The following is a 16,856-nucleotide window of genomic DNA, read 5'->3' on the forward strand; positions in this document are numbered from 1 at the left end:
CAGTAGCGCTCTTCTAAAGCATCTAAGCAGCAAGCCAGACAACCGTCAGCGATCGCACGCCCTGTGCGCCGCGAATCAGCACGCCCTCGATATCCGCAGTGGCCGAAGGCCCCGTCACCAGCACCGCATAACGGGCCGACTGAAAATCGGGTCGTCGATAAACCTGCTGCAAGCCTTCGACGAGCTGCGAAGGATCGAGCAGCACGACGAGATGCTGCACGATATAGCCGATTGAATTGACGACGTACTCCTTTTCGCTGAACCACACGGAGCCAGTCTCCGCCACGCCGAAGCGCCCTCTCACGACGCCCACATCGACATCCTGAAGCGACGACGGAACGGTATCGACCGTAATCGGCCGCGTGCCTTCGATTCCCGCCACCGCCGACGCCACTGCTGCGCCATCGCCGAAACGTTGCGCGATCATCGCGCCGACTTCGTCCAGGCTCTGCGCTTCCACGCATGTTCCACCCATGGCGATGAGCGCGGTTTCGAAACGCGTGCGCAGATCGCCCTCGGGCGTCGCGAAGACGGGCACATCGGGAAGCGGGCGTGAAGCGGGCTGCGCCGCGCGGATCTTCGACAGAAAAGCTTCGCGAGTCGTCATTTGGCGATCTTCCGGTTTTTCTTGTACCACTCGTGGAAGGTCTCGGCGGGCGCTTCGGGCAAGTCACGCTGCCGGCCCCAGATGTTGAGCGGGTTGTACAGCACGAAGTTCGGCAGCCGCTTGAGCGCGCCGCCAAGCGATGCCACCGTCGCGCGATAAAGCGTCGGACTCGCGAGCAGCCGTCCCGCCATCTTCAGCACTTCCTGTTTCACGAACGGCACTTCGTGACGTTCGGCGATCACCTCGCGCCACTTGTAGATCTGTTCGTGAATATTCACCTTCACCGGGCAGACGTTGGTGCAACTGCCGTTCATCGTCGAGGCAAACGGCAGGCTGCTGTAGCGCTTGAGATCGTGCGTCGGATTGATGATCGCGCCGATCGGCCCCGAGTACGTGCCGCCGTACGATAGCCCGCCGCTTCGCCGATACACCGGACACGTATTCATGCACGCGCCGCAGCGAATGCACTTGAGCGAGAACCAGAAGTCGTCGAGCGCGAGGCGTTCGGAACGGCCGTTATCGACGAGGATGTAATGCATCTCCGTGCCCGGCCGAGGCGCGCGAAAGTGCGACGTGTACTGCGTGATCGGCGAGCCGAGCGCGCTGCGCGAAAGCATGCGCACGAACACGCCGAGATCGGCAATACGCGGAATGATCTTCTCGATGCCGATGGACGCGATATGCAGCGGCGGCACGTTCGCCGAGAGATCCGCGTTGCCTTCGTTCGTGCAGACGACGACCGTGCCCGTTTCCGCCACCGCGAAATTGCAGCCCGTCATGCCGGCCGTCTTCTCGCGCACGAAGTACGGCCGCGTGTCCATGCGCTGGCTTTCGGCGAGATAGTGGATGTCGCTGTTGTCCGGATCGGTGCCGATCGTGCGTCCAAAAAGCTCGGCTACATCCGCGCGCAGCTTGTGTACGGCCGGCACGACCATATGGCTCGGGTCCTGGTGATCCAGCTGCTGAATGCGTTCGCCAAGATCGGTTTCCATCACCGTGATGCCGCGCGGTTCGAGATAGTCGCGCATGTAGCATTCGTCGGTGAGCATGGATTTGCTCTTGACGAACGTGGTCATGCCGCGTTCGCTCATCAGCTTGTGGACGAGCGCGTTGTGCTCTTCCGCGTTGGCCGCGAAGTGCACCATGACGCCGTTCTTCTCCGCCTGATCCGCGAACTGCGCGAGGTATTCGGAGAGATTGGACAGCGTATGTTCCTTGATGCCCGACGCGAGATTGCGCATCTCCTCCCATTCGGGAATACCGTGCGCCTGCGCGTCGCGCTTGCTGCGCAAGTCCCACAGCCGCTTGTCGTGGAACGCGACGTGATCCGGCTTCTGCAGAAACGCGCCCGCCGCCTTCGCGTGATCGATTCTCACCGACTTGCCCGAGGTCTTGCTCATGCGCGCGCTCCGTTAAGAACCTGCGCGATATGGATGAAACGCGCATCGAGTTTGAGACGCTCGGCGCATCCCTGCTGATGCATGAGACACGACATGTCGCCCGACACGATGTACTGCGCGCCCGCGCCGACGTGATCGCGTACTTTGTCCTGACCCATGCGCACGGACACGGCTTCCTCGGTCACGGAGAACGTGCCGCCGAAGCCGCAGCATTCGTCGGGTCGCGCGGGCGTGACGAATTCGATGCCCTTCACGCCTTCGAGCAGCGCGCGCGGCTTGGAAAACGGCGCCGCCGCCACTTCCGAATTCGACGTTTCGCGCAAGTGCCGCACCGCGCTGCAGCTGTTGTGCAGCCCGACGCGATGCGGGAATTCGGCCCACGGAAATTCGCGCACCTGCAAGACGTCGTGCAGAAATTCGACGAGCTCGTAGGTGTTTTTTCTGACCTTCGATACCGCGCTCGTCTGCTCGATGGCCGTGAAGTGCTCGCGCACGTGATGCACGCAACTCGCCGACGGTCCGACGACGTAGTCGTAATCCGCGAAGTTGCGCGCAAACACGCGCTCGGCGCCTGCGGCCTCCTTGTGAGCGCCGCTATTGGCCATCGGCTGGCCGCAGCAGGTTTGATCCTGCGGGTAATCGACATCGAGTCCGAGGCGTTCGAGCAGTTCCAGCGTGGCGACGCCGATCTGCGGGTAGAAGGCGTCAATGAAACAGGGCACAAACAGGGCGACTTTCATGGGATCCGAAACGGCGACTTGAGGATTGGGGGCCGGATTTTGGTAAGCTTGGTCTGACCAAGACTTTAAAGAGATGGCTCTTTCGTGTCAAACTCCGAAAGTTCCGATTTACCTCCACTGCTCGAACGATGCCTTTTCAGCCCGTCCACTCGCATTCCTACGCCCGCGTGCGCTTGTCGGACGTAGTGTCGGGGCAGATACGCGAGTTGATCTCGAATGGCACGCTCCTGCCTGGCCAGCGCCTCCCAGCCGAGCGCGATCTGGCGGAACAACTCAACGTTTCGCGGCCGTCGCTGCGCGAGGCGCTTATTCGGCTGGAGTCGGACGGCTTCATCCGCGCGGTGGCACGCGGCGGATTCGTCGTGTCGGATGTGACGGCGCCGCTCGTGTCGCATCCACTCGCCGCACTCCTCGAACAGCAACCCAACGCCAGCGCCGATGTCCTCGAATTGCGTCATGGCCTCGAAACGCTGTCCGCTGCCTACGCCGCCGAGCGCGCCTCCGAGGCGGATCTGACGCGCATCGCCGATGCATTCCAGGCGCTCGAAGCCGCGGTGGCCGACAAGAGCACGCGCATTGCCGAAAAAGACGCCGCGTTTCATCTGGCTATCGCCGACGCCACGCACAACGTCGCGCTGGCGCACGTCATGCACGGTCTCAACGAATTGGTGCGCGAGTCCATGCTGACATCGCACCGTCTGGTCGATTACGACGATGAAGTCGAAGCGAACCTGCTCGCTCAGCATCGCGCCATGTTCGATGCCATCGCCGCCCGCGACCCCGCCCGCGCCCGCGAATGCGCCGGAGCGCATCTCGATTACGTGCGCACGCTGTATCGGGATCAGCCGGCGCGCAGGATTCGCGTGATGGAATGACCAATCGTAACGTGCCGGTAAGAGAGCATAGGACTGCGCCTACACGTATTTAGGACACACGCGGCTAACGCCGCGCGCGCTTCCTCGCGATACTGGAATCGTCAAAAACAACACGCGAAGGAGGTCGACATGCCTTACCTACTCGGATGGCTGCTCGGTGTGCCGGTCGTGGTTCTGGTGATCCTGTATTTGATCTTCCATTGAATCGCCGATTGGCCGAATGCTTGCGGGAAAACAGCAAGGGCGTCGATACAATACGACGCCCTTTCTCTTTTTCCGAAGGATCACGATGAACCGCACTCTCCTCACCGCTACCGCTGCGGCGCTCGTTACCTCGTTCGGCGCGGCCACAGCGCAGGCCGAGGAAATCGCGAGCGTCAACACCAATTTCCGTTTCACCGGTTCCGACCGCGTGACCGTCGAAGCCTATGACGATCCGCTCGTCGCGGGCGTCACCTGCTACGTGTCGCGGGCGCGCACGGGCGGCGTGAAAGGTACGCTCGGCATCGCGGAAGATCCGACGGAATCGTCTATCGCCTGCCGTCAGGTCGGGCCGATCAAATTCACTCAGCCGCTCAAGCAGAAGACCGACGTCTTCTCCGACCGCATGTCGTTCATCTTCAAGACGCTGCACGTGGTGCGCGTGGTCGACGCCAAACGCAATACGCTCGTCTACTTGACCTACAGCGACCGCATTGCGACCGGTAGTCCGAAGAACAGCGTGACGGCGGTGCCGGTTCCCGAAGGCACGACCATTCCCGTGAAGTGAAGGAAGTGAAGCGATGCGCGCGCCCCGCCGCGCCCACAATGAAGTTGTAAACTGTACGACTTGCCGGCAGGCTGGTTGAAACCATCACGCGAGCCACGAGCGCCGCACGATCGTACAAGCCCGATGCTTACTGCATGCCTTATCCTCCCGGCGACCGATATGAATGCCCAATCGCTCATATTGGCTTATAACGGAGGCACGATTTGAAAGCAGTATCCAGCCCCGCGCTGCGGGAATTCGCCGCCGGCGCGCGCGACACCATTCCAATGATGGTTGGCGCCGCGCCCTTCGGCGTCATCTTCGGCACGCTCGTCACGGCGAGCCCGCTCACGCTCTGGCACGGCCAGTTGATGTCGCTCGCGGTGTTCGCGGGCTCGGCGCAGTTCATCGCCATCGGCATGATCGCGGGACACGCGAGCTTCATCGTGATCTGGGCCACGACCTTCGTCATCAACTTGCGGCACGTCCTTTATTCGGCGACGCTCGCGCCTTATGTCGCGCATCTGCCCGCGCGCTGGCGCTGGGCGCTGTCGGGTCTGCTCACCGACGAAGTGTTCGCCGTCGCTTACGCGCATTATCAAAAGCGCGCGCCGGGCGAAATCGGCCCGCACTACTTCTTCGGCTCCGGCCTCTCGATGTATCTGAACTGGCAACTGTGGACGCTCGTCGGCTTGCTCTTCGGCGCCGCATTCCCAGGGCTCAAGTCGCTCGGGCTGGACTTCGCGATGGTCGCGACGTTCATCGCCATCATCGTGCCGCAACTGGTGGCCGTGCGCTTCGTCGCGGCGGCGATTGCATCGGGCGTGCTGTCGTTCGCGTGGCAGGACTGGCCATACAAGCTCGGCTTGCTTGCGGCGGTGCTGGTGGGAATCGGAGTCGGCATGGCGATCACGCTGATGGAACGACGCGAGCGTGAATCGAACGGCGATAACCGCAAGGAGCGCGCACGATGACCACATCGAACTATGTGCTGCTGATTCTCGGCATGGCGCTCGTCACGTATCTGATCCGCGCGGCCGTCTTCGTGCTGGGCGAGCGGTTGCCGTTTCCGCCCATCGTGCGCACGGCGCTCGGTTTCGTGCCGGTGACGGTGCTGACCGCGATCATCGTGCCGATGACCGTCTCGCCGCATGGCAACGGAGCGGAAATCACGTGGCGCAACCCGCAACTCGTGGCCGCCGTGGTTGCGGTGGCCGTGTGCGCGTGGACCAGGCGGCCCTTGCTTACCATCGGGGTGTCGCTCGCGGTTTTCTTCGTTTGGCAGTTCGTCGTCTTGCGTTAAAGGCTTCTTCGCGCAACGGCTTTCAGAACACCCTCAAGTTCCCGGCTGTAACGCCGTTATCAGAAACGAATGGACTCCGCCGTCGAAGCGGACGCCAAAGGCATTTCCCGCCATCGGGCCATCCGAGCGCGGAACCGGGAACCAACATGCGTCAAATAACCCTATCGTTTCGCGACGAGACCATCGCTTCATTGCATCGCGACTATGAGGCGTTCATGCGCCTGTCGCTCAAGCTCGACCCGCAGTTCGTCACGCCGACGTTCGAGGACTTTCTGCGCGCCAAGCTGCTCGACAATCCGACGCCGCTGACCGAGCAGGCGGTGCAGCGCATGCTGTCGCAAGGCCAGTACGCGTGGGCCAAACGCGCGCTCGACAAGGAATTTCCGGATGTCGTCGAGATTTTGATCCGACAGGCGGCCGAACACGGTTTCGCGTTCGCGATCCGCTCGGACTGGAACGCCGAGGATCTTGTGAAGGCATCGCGCGAATGGGCGACGGCCATCGTCACCGAGGCGAAGGGCGATGCTTCGCAAGTCGATGTGCTCGCCTCGCAGATCAAGTCGGCCGCGATGGATATCCGCGAAGTCGAGGAGAAGATGCAGACGCCCGCATGGCGCCTCGCCGATTCGCTGCGTCAGCGCACCTATGAGACGAAGATCGCGGTGGAAAACAGCGTTGGCTCGAATGCGCGCGAGAAGCTCGGTGAATTGCGCTGTCTGCTGCGGCTTGGCATTTTTTATGGGTCGATTCAGAAACAGGAAGCGCAGCAGGTACTCGAATACATTCGCTCGCTGCGACCGGAGTTGTTTGTCGATGAACCTTATGATGGGTTCACGCGGTTTGCCGCATGGCTGCGCAGCATCTTTGCGCCGGCGCCGCGCGTGCCGAAGACTTCGCGGGCGCAGCGTTAGGCGTGGACCGGGCGCCGCTTACCGCTAATCCCACATCCCCTTCAAGCGCGCCGCGATATCGATCTTCGCCTTAGCCGCGGCCGCGAGTCCCGCCGCCGTCGGCGCGGCGGCGACCGGAACCGGCGGCCACGCGGTGGCTTCGAAATTCTGCATCAGATGCTGCGGAATGAAGCGCGTGCGTTGCGCCCACACGTGCCGGTCGCCCAGATGCGTCTGGTTGTGCACGTAAAAGCGCTGCGGCGTGACGATATGCAGATCTTCCTTCGCGCGCGTCATCGCCACATAAAGCAGCCGCCGCTCTTCGTCGATTTCCTCGTCGCTACCCGTGCCCAGATCGGATGGAATGCAGCCGTCCACGCCGTTCAGCACGAAAACGTTGCGCCATTCCTGCCCCTTCGCCGAATGGATTGTCGAGAGAATCAAATAATCTTCGTCGATGAGAGGCACGCCGGACTCGTCGCTGGTCGCATCGGGCGGATCGAGCGTAAGTTCGGTGAGAAAGCGCTCGCGCGTGGGATAGGTCGACGCGATGCTCTCCATCTGCAATACGTCGCCAAGACGAATGGCCGCGTCTTCGTGATTGCGTTCGAGATGCGGCTCGTACCATCGGCGGATCATTTCGAACTCCGCCGGCCAGCCGCTCTCGCGGCCGCAGAGTTTCGCCATCAGGCCGACGAAACGCGGCCAGTCTTCGCTGGCGCGGGCGGGCGCATGGAAGGCGGCAATCGCATTCGATGAACGTTCGGCTTGCGCCACGCTGTCCAGCAGCCGCCCGGCGATGGCCGGCCCGACGCCCGGCAGCAATTGCGCCACGCGAAAGCCGGCGACACGATCGCGCGGATTTTCCGCCCAGCGCAATACGGCGAGTACGTCCTTGACGTGCACGGAGTCGAGAAACTTGAGCCCGCCGAATTTCACGAACGGAATGTTCTTGCGCGTGAGTTCGATTTCGAGCGTCGCGCTGTGATGCGCCGCGCGAAACAGCACGGCCTGCGACTTGAGCTTCATGCCGCCCTCGCGCGCCTCCAGCACTTGCTCGACGATGTAGCGCGCCTGATCGGCTTCATCGGCGACACTCACCACGCGCGGTTTTTGCGCCGATGCCTTGTCGGTCCAGAGGTTCTTCGTATAGCGCTCGGTGGCCATGCCAATCACCGCGTTGGACGCTTCGAGAATGGGCTGCGTCGAACGATAGTTGCGATCGAGCGTAACGGTCGCGGCGGGCGGGTCGAAGTGCCGCGGAAAATCGAGGATATTGCGCACCGTCGCGCCGCGAAACGAGTAGATGGACTGCGCATCGTCGCCGACGACGGTGAGGCCGCGGCCGTCCGGTTTCATCGCCAGAAGAATGGTGGCCTGAAGGCGGTTGGTGTCCTGATATTCGTCGACGAGCACGTGATCGAAGCGGCTCGACAGATCGGCGGCGATAGTCGGCTCGGCCGCGAGATGCGACCAGTAAAGCAAGAGGTCGTCGTAATCGAGCACGCTTTGCGTCTGTTTGGCCGCGACGTAGGCGGCGAAGAGACGCTTCAAGTCCGCCTCCCACTCGCGGCACCACGGATACGACTGATCCAGCACGGCGGCAAGCGAGGCGCCCGTGTTGACCACGCGCGAATAAATGCTGAAGCACGTGGACTTGGCGGGAAAGCGCTTCTCTTTCGACGATAACCCGAGCTCGTGGCGCACGAGGTTCATGAGATCGGCGGAGTCTTCGCGGTCGTTGATGGTGAACGACGGCGCGAGCCCGACGAGATCGGCGTAATCGCGCAGCAAACGCGCGCCAACGCTATGGAACGTGCCTGACCACGTGAGACCTTGCGCGATGGCCGCCTTGGTGCCAAGCGCGTTCATGGCGATGCGCGTGACGCGACGCGTCATCTCGACAGCGGCGCGGCGCGAGAAAGTAAGCAAAAGGATGCGATGCGGGTCGGCGCCTTTCACCAGCAGATGCGCGACGCGGTGCGCCAGCGTGTTGGTCTTGCCAGACCCCGCGCCCGCGATGACGAGAAGCGGTCCGCCGCAGCGGTTGGGTTCATCGACGCCGAATTCGACGGCGTGGCGCTGCGCCTCGTTGAGCTTGGCGAGATAGGCGGCGACCTGGGCTTCGGCTGCGTCGGCGGTGGCGGTTTCTTCAGGGAGCGTCAGCACGGGAAGAGGCGCAAAAAAGTGTGACGTGTACTGTATATCCATACAGACTGGAGACGCAAGGGTTTGCGCTCACCGGTTGGTTGGGCAAAAAAAAACGGCCCAGCGGGTTGCACCCGACTGGACCATTCGCACTACCCGAACAACCGTCCTGCTAATCCGCCTTTTTCGCGTTCTTGAGCTTCGCATCCGCAGCCGCTTCGTTCGCTTCCGACTGCGCTTCGGTTTTCTTCTTGTCGGCCTTGGCCTGAGCGACGGCCGCGTCCTTGTTGGCTTCGGCCTGCTTTTTCGATGCCTTCTTGTCCGCGCTGCTCGGCTGCTGATCGCTCGTCGTCTGCGCGAACGAAACCACTGAGACGCTCGCAAGCGTCCCGGCAATCACGGCGGCCAACACTGCATTCTTTGATCGAGTCATGGTGTGTCCTCCCTTTCTCAAGCCTCATGAAGCGCGCGCCACGGCACCGCGGCGCGCGTCCAACGCATCAAAATCAATGCTGCAAGCCCGTGTCCTTCGGCGTGTTGGATTCCGTCGCGTTCAACTCATCCTTGGCGGCGTCCTTATCCGCCTTGCGATTGATCTTCGCGTTACGCACCTGCTCCTTGTACTGCGCCTTCGCCTGCTTGTTCGCGGCCTTCAGGTCGGCCTGCGAAGCCTTCTTCGATGCCTTGTACTCCGCGTTCGCCTCGGCGTTCGCGTTGCGGCGCTGGACCAGCGGATCGGTCGGCGCGGGCGCGACGAGATTTTGCGGCGCGGGCGTCGCCGGTTGTGCCGGCACGGCGTCCGTGGTTTGGGCGAAAGCGCCCGAAGCGGCGGTCAGGGCGGCGAATGCGGTGCCGATCATCAGATTTCGAGTCTTAATCATGAGCGAGGTCCTCTCTTGGTTTAAGCGTCGGCGGCCACGAACTGCGATGACGCACGACTTTTGTCGATTGGAAAGATGACCGAAGCTGTATCGATCAAACTATCGGACTCGGCGATGCGCGTCCAAGTTCGACGAACCGAGTCGTTGTTACCGACCGTTTCATCTGGCTACAATTGCCATCGCGCCTGCTTTCAATACGATGACAGCGCGCGCCGAAGTCCGTCATGCACCAGCACGGCGCGTGCCCAGCTATTCGAGGGCGGCCACTGGTTTATCATTGACGCCTTCGCCCCGAATTCATCTCGAATCCACCTCGAATCAACCCGAGTAACCTCCGCGCCCGCCATGCCACCGCTTCAATTCACCCTTACGGGCGACTACGTCGAACTTCATAACTTGCTCAAGCTGATGGGGCTCGCCGACAGCGGCGGCTCCGCGAAAGCGCGCGTTGCCATGGGCGATGTCCGCGTCGACGGCAAAGTCGAGATGCGCAAGACCTGCAAGATTCGCGCGGGTCAGGTCGTCGCACTCGATGGTCAGAAGATCCAAGTCCGCGCGCCGGAATAAACCGTCGCCACGAATGGCCGCTCAAGACATGCAATCCCATTTCACGCGCGCGGCGGCGCATCCGCCGAGTTTTTCGCGCCATGCCGTCGATACGGCGCGGCTCGCGGCGCCGCTCGCCATCGCGCAACTCTCGCAAATGGCGATGGGCGTCACCGACACCATCCTGCTCGGCTCGTTAGGCCCCGATGCGCTCGCCGCCGGCGGCCTGGGCGCGAACGTGTTCTTCGTGATCGTGACGCTGCTGCAGGGCGTGCTTACGTCCGTCAGCGTATCGGTGGCGCATGCGCGTGGCGCGAACGCCGAACATCAGGTGCCGGGCATCTACTGGACGGGGCTCGTGTTGTCGGTGCTGCTTGCGGTGCCCGCGTTCGTGCTCCTGAGCTACGCCGAGCCGATTCTCCTCGCGTTCCATGAACCCGCGACGCTGGCCCGGAATGTCGGTGAGTATTGCGCCGTGCTGCGCTGGGGCACGCCGGGCAGCCTCATCGGCATTGGATTGATGCGCGCGTTTCTGCCGGCTATCGGCGCGGCGCGCAGGCTTTCATGGGTGTCGATCGGCGGTGTGTTCGTCAACGGTTTCCTCAACTACGGGCTGATTCACGGCGCCTGGGGCCTGCCGCGCGAAGGGTTTCTCGGCTCGGCTGCGGCGACCACGATCACCATTTGGGGCATTGCGCTCGCGCTCGTCGCGCTGTTGCATCTGCGGCCGCGCTATCGTCATTTCGTCGTCGCGGCGCGTCCGCGCATGCCGCTCATGGGCGAACTCTTCGGCATCGGCTGGCCGGTCGCCATCACGTATGGCGTCGAATCCACGCTGTTTCTCGCCACCGGCCTCATGGTCGGCTTGCTTGGCGAAGCGCCGCTCGCCGCGCACCAAATCGCGATCAACGTGGCGTCGGTGGCCTTCATGGTGCCGCTTGCCATCGGACAGGCGGCGAACGTGCGCGTGAGCTATTGGGTCGGCGCAGGCGTGCCGCTCGCGGCGCGTCATGCGGGCTTCGTCGCGCTCGCGCTCGGCGTCGGCTTCATGGTGCTGTCGGGACTCGTGCTGATTACCGTGCCGCGCGCGATCGTCGGGCTGTATCTGCATCTCGGCGATCCGAAAAACGCGCAGACGGTTGCGCTCGCGGCCTCGCTGCTGGGTGTCGCCGCCGTGTTCCAGATCGTCGATGGCATGCAGACGGTCGGTTCCGGCTGCCTGCGCGGCCTCAAGGACACTCGCGTGCCGATGCTCGCCGCCGCGTTCGGTTACTGGGGCGTCGGTTTTCCGACGGGTTATGTGCTCGCGTTTCACTTCGAACTGGGCGCGAAGGGCTTGTGGTGGGGCCTCGCGGCGGGGCTCGCGAGCGTTGCCATGCTGATGACGCTGCGTTTTCATCGAATCAGCCGGCGGATGGTCGAGACGGGAAGCGTGAAGGTTGCGGATGGCGCGACCGCGCCGGTTCACGGCCCGACCTGAGCGCGTGGTTCGAGCAAATAAGCATCACAACCGCTTCCCCACATACAAAGCACGAATCCTTGGTTGGAGAGACCAGCAGGCATTGTTAGGATGAACCCGTCTCCTCCTTGAGACTCCAGTGACAGGGGTTCAAGCCCGCTCCACCCGAGCGGGCTTTTTTTCGTCCGCGCTCCGGCGCCGATACGCGGGTCGCGTACTGCCTTTCCGGGCGAATCGTCCAATTTCCCATAGAATATTTTCGAGACCAGCACGGCGAGAACGGTAATTGCTACGTCGCGAAACCGAGCATCGGCATCGTCATGAATGCCGGGCCGTATCGAGACCACGAAAAAGAGGAATGACAGTGTCGCGAAACCGGGGAATGGATGAAGCTGCCATCAGTGCAAGTGCAAGTGCGAGTGCAAATGCAAGAACGAGCAGCATGAGGAAGATTTCGAGTCGCACCGCGCGCCTCTTCGCAACGCTCGCGCTGACGGCACTTTGCGCCGCTTGCGCGACACGCCCGCCCGCCACGGCGTTCGATCGCCCGGTGAGCCAGGCTTTGCCGGCCAGCGAAAGCACGCCGCTCGGCGACGCGCTCGCGCCGCTCGAACGCAAGCACCCGGACCAGTCCGCCGTGCGTCTCCTGCCAAGCGGCACGGAAGCGCTGCAGGCGCGCATTGCGCTCGCGCGCGCGGCGACGAAAACGCTCGACATGCAGTACTACATCGCCGAGGAAGACAACACCGGCAAGCTGCTGCTCGCCGCCGCGCTCTACGTGGCGGACCACGGCGTGCGCGTGCGCATGCTCGTCGACGACCTGAACTTCAAGGACATCGACCGCATCATGGCGGCGCTGAACACGCATCAAAACATCGAGATTCGCGTGTTCAACCCATACGGCAGCGCGCGCGAGAGCTTCACCGAACGCACGCAGAACTTCTTCTCCAATGTCGATGGCTTCACGCGCCGCATGCATAACAAGGCGATGATCGCGGATAACCAGATCGCCATCGTCGGCGGCCGCAATCTCGGCGACGAATACTTCAGCGCGAGTCCGACGCTGCAGTTCCGCGATCTCGATGTCTTCACCGCCGGACCCATCGCGCAAAAAGTCTCCGCGAGTTTCGACGACTACTGGAACAGCGCGCTGTCGTATCCGCTGCGCGTGTTGAACAAGCAGAAATTCGACGCGTCCGAGCTAGACAAGACGCGCGACGATCTGCGCGCACACTGGCGCGCGCAAGCCGAACCGCTCAATGCCAAGCCGCTGAACGCGACGCCGCTCGCGCAGCAGATCGCGCAGGAAGATCTGGAACTCGTGTGGGCAGAGACCGAATTCTGGGCCGATTCGCCGTCGAAGATCGAGAACCCGAGCGAGGACTACAAGAGTCCGCCGATGACGCGTCTCGCCGACCTGCTGAAGAGCGCGCAAAGCGAATTCCTGATTCTGTCGCCCTACTTCGTGCCGCACGATGCAGGCGTGAAGGCGCTCGCCGATGTCACGCGGCGCCACGTGCGCGTCGCGGTGCTGACCAACTCCCTCGCCGCCACCGATGCCGTCGCGGTCCAGGCGGGCTACGCGCCGTATCGCATTCCTCTGCTGCAAAACGGCGTCGAACTGTACGAATTCAAGCCGATTCAGATTCAGGGCGAAGGCCGTCCGCGCGCCGGGCTGTTCGGCTCGCAATCGCGCGCGAGTCTGCATGCAAAGGCGTATGTCATCGATCGGAGTATCCTCGTGATCGGCTCGATGAATCTCGATCCGCGCTCGGCGCTGCTCAACACCGAACTCGCGCTCGTGATCCATAGCCAGCCTATCGCCGATCAGACCGCGAAGCTGTTCGATCGAGGCATCACGCCCGAGGTGAGCTATCGCGTGGAACTGGCGAGCGCGGCGGTGATGGCGAGTCTGCAGCGCACCGGTTCGCCGCAATCCGGCCTCGTCTGGACGACGAAGGGCAAGGACGGCATGGTCACCTATAACTTCGATCCCGAAGCGGGCTTGTATCGAAACGTGATGACGGGCCTCTTCATGCTGCTGCCAGTCGACAAGCAGTTATGAAGCGGGCGGCTCGCATCGGCACCGAATCTGACTCTCGTAAGGAGCTTCAAGCAATGACACAGAACGCAAAGGGCGATGTACGCATGGAGAAGGACACGTTCGGCGAGATTGCCGTGCCGAACGACAAGCTTTGGGGCGCGCAAACGCAGCGCTCCTTGCAGAACTTCAAGATATCGACTGAAAAGCAGTCGCCCGAGCTGATCACGGCGCTCGCTATCGTCAAGCACGCAGCCGCCGACGTGAACGAAGAGCTGAAGGTGCTCGACGCCAAGAAAGCCAAGGCGATCAAGGAGGCCGCGCAGGAGATCATCGACGGCAAGCATCCGGACGAGTTTCCGCTCGCCGTGTGGCAGACGGGCTCCGGCACGCAGACCAACATGAATCTCAACGAGGTGATCGCGAATCGCGCAAGCGAGCTGCTCGGCGGTGAGCGCGGCGAAGAGCGCCTCGTGCATCCGAACGACGACGTGAATCGCGGACAGTCGTCCAACGACGTATTTCCGACGGCCATGCATGTCGCCGCCGCATTTGCCATCGTCAAGCATCTCGTGCCGGCGCTCAAGACGCTGCGGGACACGCTCGACAAAAAATCGAAGGCCTTCGCGGATATCGTGAAAATTGGCCGCACGCACTTGCAGGACGCAACGCCGCTCACGCTCGGCCAGGAATTCTCAGGCTATGTCGCGCAACTCGATCAGGGCATTCGTCACGTCGAGGCAACCTTGCCGCATCTGTATCAGCTCGCGCAAGGCGGCACGGCCGTCGGCACGGGGCTCAATGCGCATCCGCAGTTCGCGGTGAAGGTCGCGGCGGCCATCGGCAAGTTGACCGGCCTGCCGTTCGAAACCGCGCCCAACAAATTCGAAGTGATGGCCGCCGCCGATGCGCTCGTCGCCGCGCACGGCGCGTTGAAGACGGTCGCCGCCGGGCTCATGAAGATTGCCAACGACATCCGCTGGCTCGCGAGCGGTCCGCGCTGCGGGCTGGGCGAACTTTCGATTCCGGAAAACGAGCCGGGTAGCTCGATCATGCCGGGCAAGGTCAATCCCACGCAGTCCGAAGCCGTGACCATGCTCTGTTGTCAGGTTTTCGGCAACGACGTGGCGGTGAACTTCGGCGGCGCGAGCGGCAACTTCGAACTGAACGTGTTCCGGCCGATGATCGCGCATAACGTGCTGCAGTCCGTGCGTCTGCTCGCGGATGGCGCGCTCAGTTTCAACGACAACTGCGCGGTCGGTATCGAGCCGAACGAGAAGCGTATCGAGAGTCTCCTGAACGAATCGCTGATGCTCGTGACGGCGCTCAATCCGCATATCGGCTACGACAAAGCCGCGCAGATCGCAAAGAAGGCGCACAAGGAAGGCACGACGCTGAAGGAATCGGCGCTGGCGCTCGGACACGTAACCGAGCAGCAGTTCGATGAATGGGTCAAGCCGCAGGACATGGTCGGCAACAAGTAGCTTGTCGATCGATCACGAAGCCCGCGTGCGCATGCGCGGGCTTCACCGGTCAATGCGCTTCAAACCTTCCCCGCCGCGACCTCTTCCGGCTTCAGTTCGACGATAGCGTCGAGCGCATCTTTCACGTCCATCGCGTAGCGTGCAAGACGCTTCTCTTCGTCCGATTCCGGCACGAACGCGGGCACGGGTGTCGGTTGACCTTTTTCATCGACGGCGACGAAGACCATCAGGCAATCGGTGGTCTGTTCGAGCTCGCCGACTTTCGGATCGCCCGCGTGCACGGAGATATGGATATGCATGCTGGTGCGCCCGGTCGCCACCACGCGCGCGCGTAGTTCCACGAGATTGCCGACGAGAATCGGCCTGCGAAAGCGGATATTGCCGACGCTCACCGTCACGGCATACCGCCCGGACCACATCGCCGCGCATGCGTACGCGGTTTCGTCGATCCACTTCATCAACGCGCCGCCGTGCACCTTGCCGCCGAAGTTCACCGAAGTCGGTTCGGCGAGAAAACGAAACGTGGTTTCGGCGCGGCCCGCGCGAAGGGCGCCGGGTTCGGCGGGAGCGAAAGTGGAAATGGGCGTATTCATGGCGTTCCGTTTTATCGAAGTTGCACGCGCTCTTCAAGGCGCATACGCCCGATTATAGGGTCGGCAAAAAGCTCGGCTAATTGTGCACGGTCACGCCTTCGTCGATGGTGCCGTACATCGTGATGCTGCCGCCGCCCGCGCCCGCCGAAGAAGGCCCGCCCGCGCATCCGGCGACAAGCGCGATCAACCCGGCGACGACGGTGACTGTGATGAATCTGATCATGCGAACTCCTTGCTGCCGCGATTACCGATACGAAGGGCCATACTAGCGCCGGCTGCGGATGCATCGACGTTTCACCGGGCAGTGAAACATCGCGTGCGATTGCGCGCTAGAGTATCTGAAACGGTTCCGGAGAAGCGCCATGAACTCAAGCCCCGAAGACTCTCGCTCCCGCCACTTTCCCGGCCTTTCGCGCATTGGGGCGTTGCTCGCCGATCCGGGCCGCGCGGCCATGCTTTGGTCGCTGATGGACGGCACCGCGCGCCCCGCCGGCGAACTCACGATGATCGCGGGACTCTCGCCTTCCGCGGCGAGCGGACATCTCGCGCGTCTGACCGAAGGCGGGTTGCTGGCGCTGGAAGTGAGCGGGCGGCATCGCTATTACCGGATCGCGACCGCCGATATCGCTGCCGCGATCGAAGCGCTCGCCAATCTCGCGCGCGCGAGCGCGCCGGAGCGCGAGCCGCAGCGGCCGCCGAGCGCGGTGCCACTCGACATGCGCTACGCGCGCACGTGCTACGACCATCTGGCGGGCGAACTGGCGGTGCGTGTCTTCGATACGATGATCGCTCGCGACTGGCTCGCCGCAGACGGCGCCACCGAACTCGAAGCCACGAAAGACGGCGCGCAGGCCTTCGCGCAACTGGGTATCGACCTGACGGCACAGCGGGCGCGCCGCAGACGTTTTGCGTGTACGTGCATCGACTGGAGCGAGCGGCGGCCGCACTTAGGCGGCGCGCTTGGTGCGGCGTTTCTCGACGCTTGCGAAGCGCATGGCTGGATCGAACCGACATCGAAACGCCGTGTGCTGCGCGTAACGCCCTCAGGACAGCAACACTTCCAACAATTTCTGTCGATGCGCTGAGCCAAACAAAAACGCACGGTTTTGCGCCGTGCGTTTTTGCGTCCTGCATGAGAAAG

18 protein-coding genes are annotated in these 16,856 nt (G+C 62.7%); 10 read left to right on the top strand and 8 right to left on the bottom strand.

Annotation, left to right across the window (positions count from 1 at the left end; translation table 11 throughout):
• Positions 1–22: 22 nt before the first annotated feature.
• The 3 genes from NCT03_RS10140 to NCT03_RS10150 are packed head-to-tail and all read right to left on the bottom strand — an operon-like array spanning position 23 to position 2,747.
• A complete protein-coding gene (locus NCT03_RS10140; RefSeq protein ID WP_244825844.1) occupies positions 23–607 on the bottom strand; it encodes a LutC/YkgG family protein in 585 nt (194 codons plus the stop codon).
• Positions 604–2,007 carry a lactate utilization protein B gene (locus tag NCT03_RS10145; RefSeq protein ID WP_250492616.1) on the bottom strand — a complete coding sequence of 468 codons (1,404 nt, stop codon included), beginning with the start codon at positions 2,005–2,007 and terminating at the stop codon, positions 604–606. The genes NCT03_RS10140 and NCT03_RS10145 overlap by 4 nt, the downstream gene beginning before the upstream one ends.
• Entirely contained in the window at positions 2,004–2,747 is a 744-nt protein-coding gene (locus NCT03_RS10150) for a (Fe-S)-binding protein (protein ID WP_244825846.1), read from the bottom strand. Before NCT03_RS10150 ends, NCT03_RS10145 begins: the two co-directional genes overlap by 4 nt.
• A gap of 128 nt (positions 2,748–2,875) precedes the next feature.
• On the opposite strand from NCT03_RS10150, the gene NCT03_RS10155 reads away from it, so the two are divergent.
• From NCT03_RS10155 to NCT03_RS10175, 5 genes are all read left to right on the top strand, one after another.
• A complete protein-coding gene (locus tag NCT03_RS10155) occupies positions 2,876–3,622 on the top strand; it encodes a FadR/GntR family transcriptional regulator (protein ID WP_244825847.1) in 747 nt (248 codons plus the stop codon).
• Positions 3,623–3,911: 289 nt separating this feature from the next.
• The gene (locus NCT03_RS10160; RefSeq protein WP_250465281.1) at positions 3,912–4,391 is read left to right on the top strand and encodes a CreA family protein; all 480 of its coding nucleotides are present in this window, start codon (positions 3,912–3,914) and stop codon (positions 4,389–4,391) included.
• A gap of 266 nt (positions 4,392–4,657) precedes the next feature.
• The gene (locus NCT03_RS10165; RefSeq protein ID WP_250465310.1) at positions 4,658–5,344 is read left to right on the top strand and encodes an AzlC family ABC transporter permease; all 687 of its coding nucleotides are present in this window, start codon (positions 4,658–4,660) and stop codon (positions 5,342–5,344) included.
• Entirely contained in the window at positions 5,341–5,673 is a 333-nt protein-coding gene (locus NCT03_RS10170) for an AzlD domain-containing protein (protein WP_250465282.1), read from the top strand. The genes NCT03_RS10165 and NCT03_RS10170 overlap by 4 nt, the downstream gene beginning before the upstream one ends.
• A gap of 146 nt (positions 5,674–5,819) precedes the next feature.
• Entirely contained in the window at positions 5,820–6,584 is a 765-nt protein-coding gene (locus tag NCT03_RS10175) for a DUF4088 family protein (RefSeq protein WP_244825852.1), read from the top strand.
• 24 nt (positions 6,585–6,608) lie between these two features.
• Here NCT03_RS10175 and NCT03_RS10180 read toward each other — a convergent pair whose 3' ends face one another.
• The 3 genes from NCT03_RS10180 to NCT03_RS10190 form a co-directional block, all read right to left on the bottom strand.
• Entirely contained in the window at positions 6,609–8,774 is a 2,166-nt protein-coding gene (locus tag NCT03_RS10180) for an ATP-dependent helicase (RefSeq protein WP_284503145.1), read from the bottom strand.
• Between the two features lie 109 nt (positions 8,775–8,883).
• Positions 8,884–9,144, bottom strand: a complete 261-nt coding sequence (locus NCT03_RS10185) for a hypothetical protein (protein ID WP_244825855.1) — start codon at positions 9,142–9,144, stop codon at positions 8,884–8,886.
• Between the two features lie 73 nt (positions 9,145–9,217).
• Entirely contained in the window at positions 9,218–9,592 is a 375-nt protein-coding gene (locus NCT03_RS10190) for a hypothetical protein (protein WP_244825857.1), read from the bottom strand.
• A gap of 345 nt (positions 9,593–9,937) precedes the next feature.
• Here NCT03_RS10190 and NCT03_RS10195 point away from each other — a divergent pair, with 345 nt between their 5' ends.
• The 4 genes from NCT03_RS10195 to fumC all read left to right on the top strand — a co-directional run bounded on the left by NCT03_RS10195 (position 9,938) and on the right by fumC (position 15,122).
• Positions 9,938–10,159, top strand: coding sequence for an RNA-binding S4 domain-containing protein (locus tag NCT03_RS10195; RefSeq protein ID WP_244825859.1), 222 nt, complete (start codon positions 9,938–9,940; stop codon positions 10,157–10,159).
• 28 nt (positions 10,160–10,187) lie between these two features.
• Entirely contained in the window at positions 10,188–11,618 is a 1,431-nt protein-coding gene (locus NCT03_RS10200) for an MATE family efflux transporter (RefSeq protein ID WP_250492617.1), read from the top strand.
• Between the two features lie 421 nt (positions 11,619–12,039).
• On the top strand, positions 12,040–13,662 hold the full coding sequence (locus NCT03_RS10205; protein ID WP_244825862.1) for a phospholipase D family protein: 1,623 nt from the start codon (positions 12,040–12,042) through the stop codon (positions 13,660–13,662).
• A 53-nt stretch (positions 13,663–13,715) separates the two neighbouring features.
• Positions 13,716–15,122 (top strand): class II fumarate hydratase, encoded by a 1,407-nt coding sequence (gene fumC / locus NCT03_RS10210; RefSeq protein ID WP_250492618.1) that lies wholly within the window; start codon positions 13,716–13,718, stop codon positions 15,120–15,122.
• 59 nt (positions 15,123–15,181) lie between these two features.
• On the opposite strand, the gene NCT03_RS10215 is transcribed toward fumC, so the two are convergent.
• Positions 15,182–15,715 carry an acyl-CoA thioesterase gene (locus NCT03_RS10215; protein ID WP_250465286.1) on the bottom strand — a complete coding sequence of 178 codons (534 nt, stop codon included), beginning with the start codon at positions 15,713–15,715 and terminating at the stop codon, positions 15,182–15,184.
• Positions 15,716–15,791: 76 nt separating this feature from the next.
• On the bottom strand, positions 15,792–15,938 hold the full coding sequence (locus NCT03_RS10220) for a hypothetical protein (RefSeq protein WP_244825866.1): 147 nt from the start codon (positions 15,936–15,938) through the stop codon (positions 15,792–15,794).
• Between the two features lie 139 nt (positions 15,939–16,077).
• On the opposite strand from NCT03_RS10220, the gene NCT03_RS10225 reads away from it, so the two are divergent.
• Positions 16,078–16,800 (top strand): ArsR/SmtB family transcription factor, encoded by a 723-nt coding sequence (locus tag NCT03_RS10225; RefSeq protein ID WP_244825867.1) that lies wholly within the window; start codon positions 16,078–16,080, stop codon positions 16,798–16,800.
• Positions 16,801–16,856: the final 56 nt, after the last annotated feature.

The organism is Caballeronia sp. GAWG1-1 (assembly GCF_023631465.1).
In the GTDB taxonomy this organism is placed as follows: domain Bacteria; phylum Pseudomonadota; class Gammaproteobacteria; order Burkholderiales; family Burkholderiaceae; genus Caballeronia.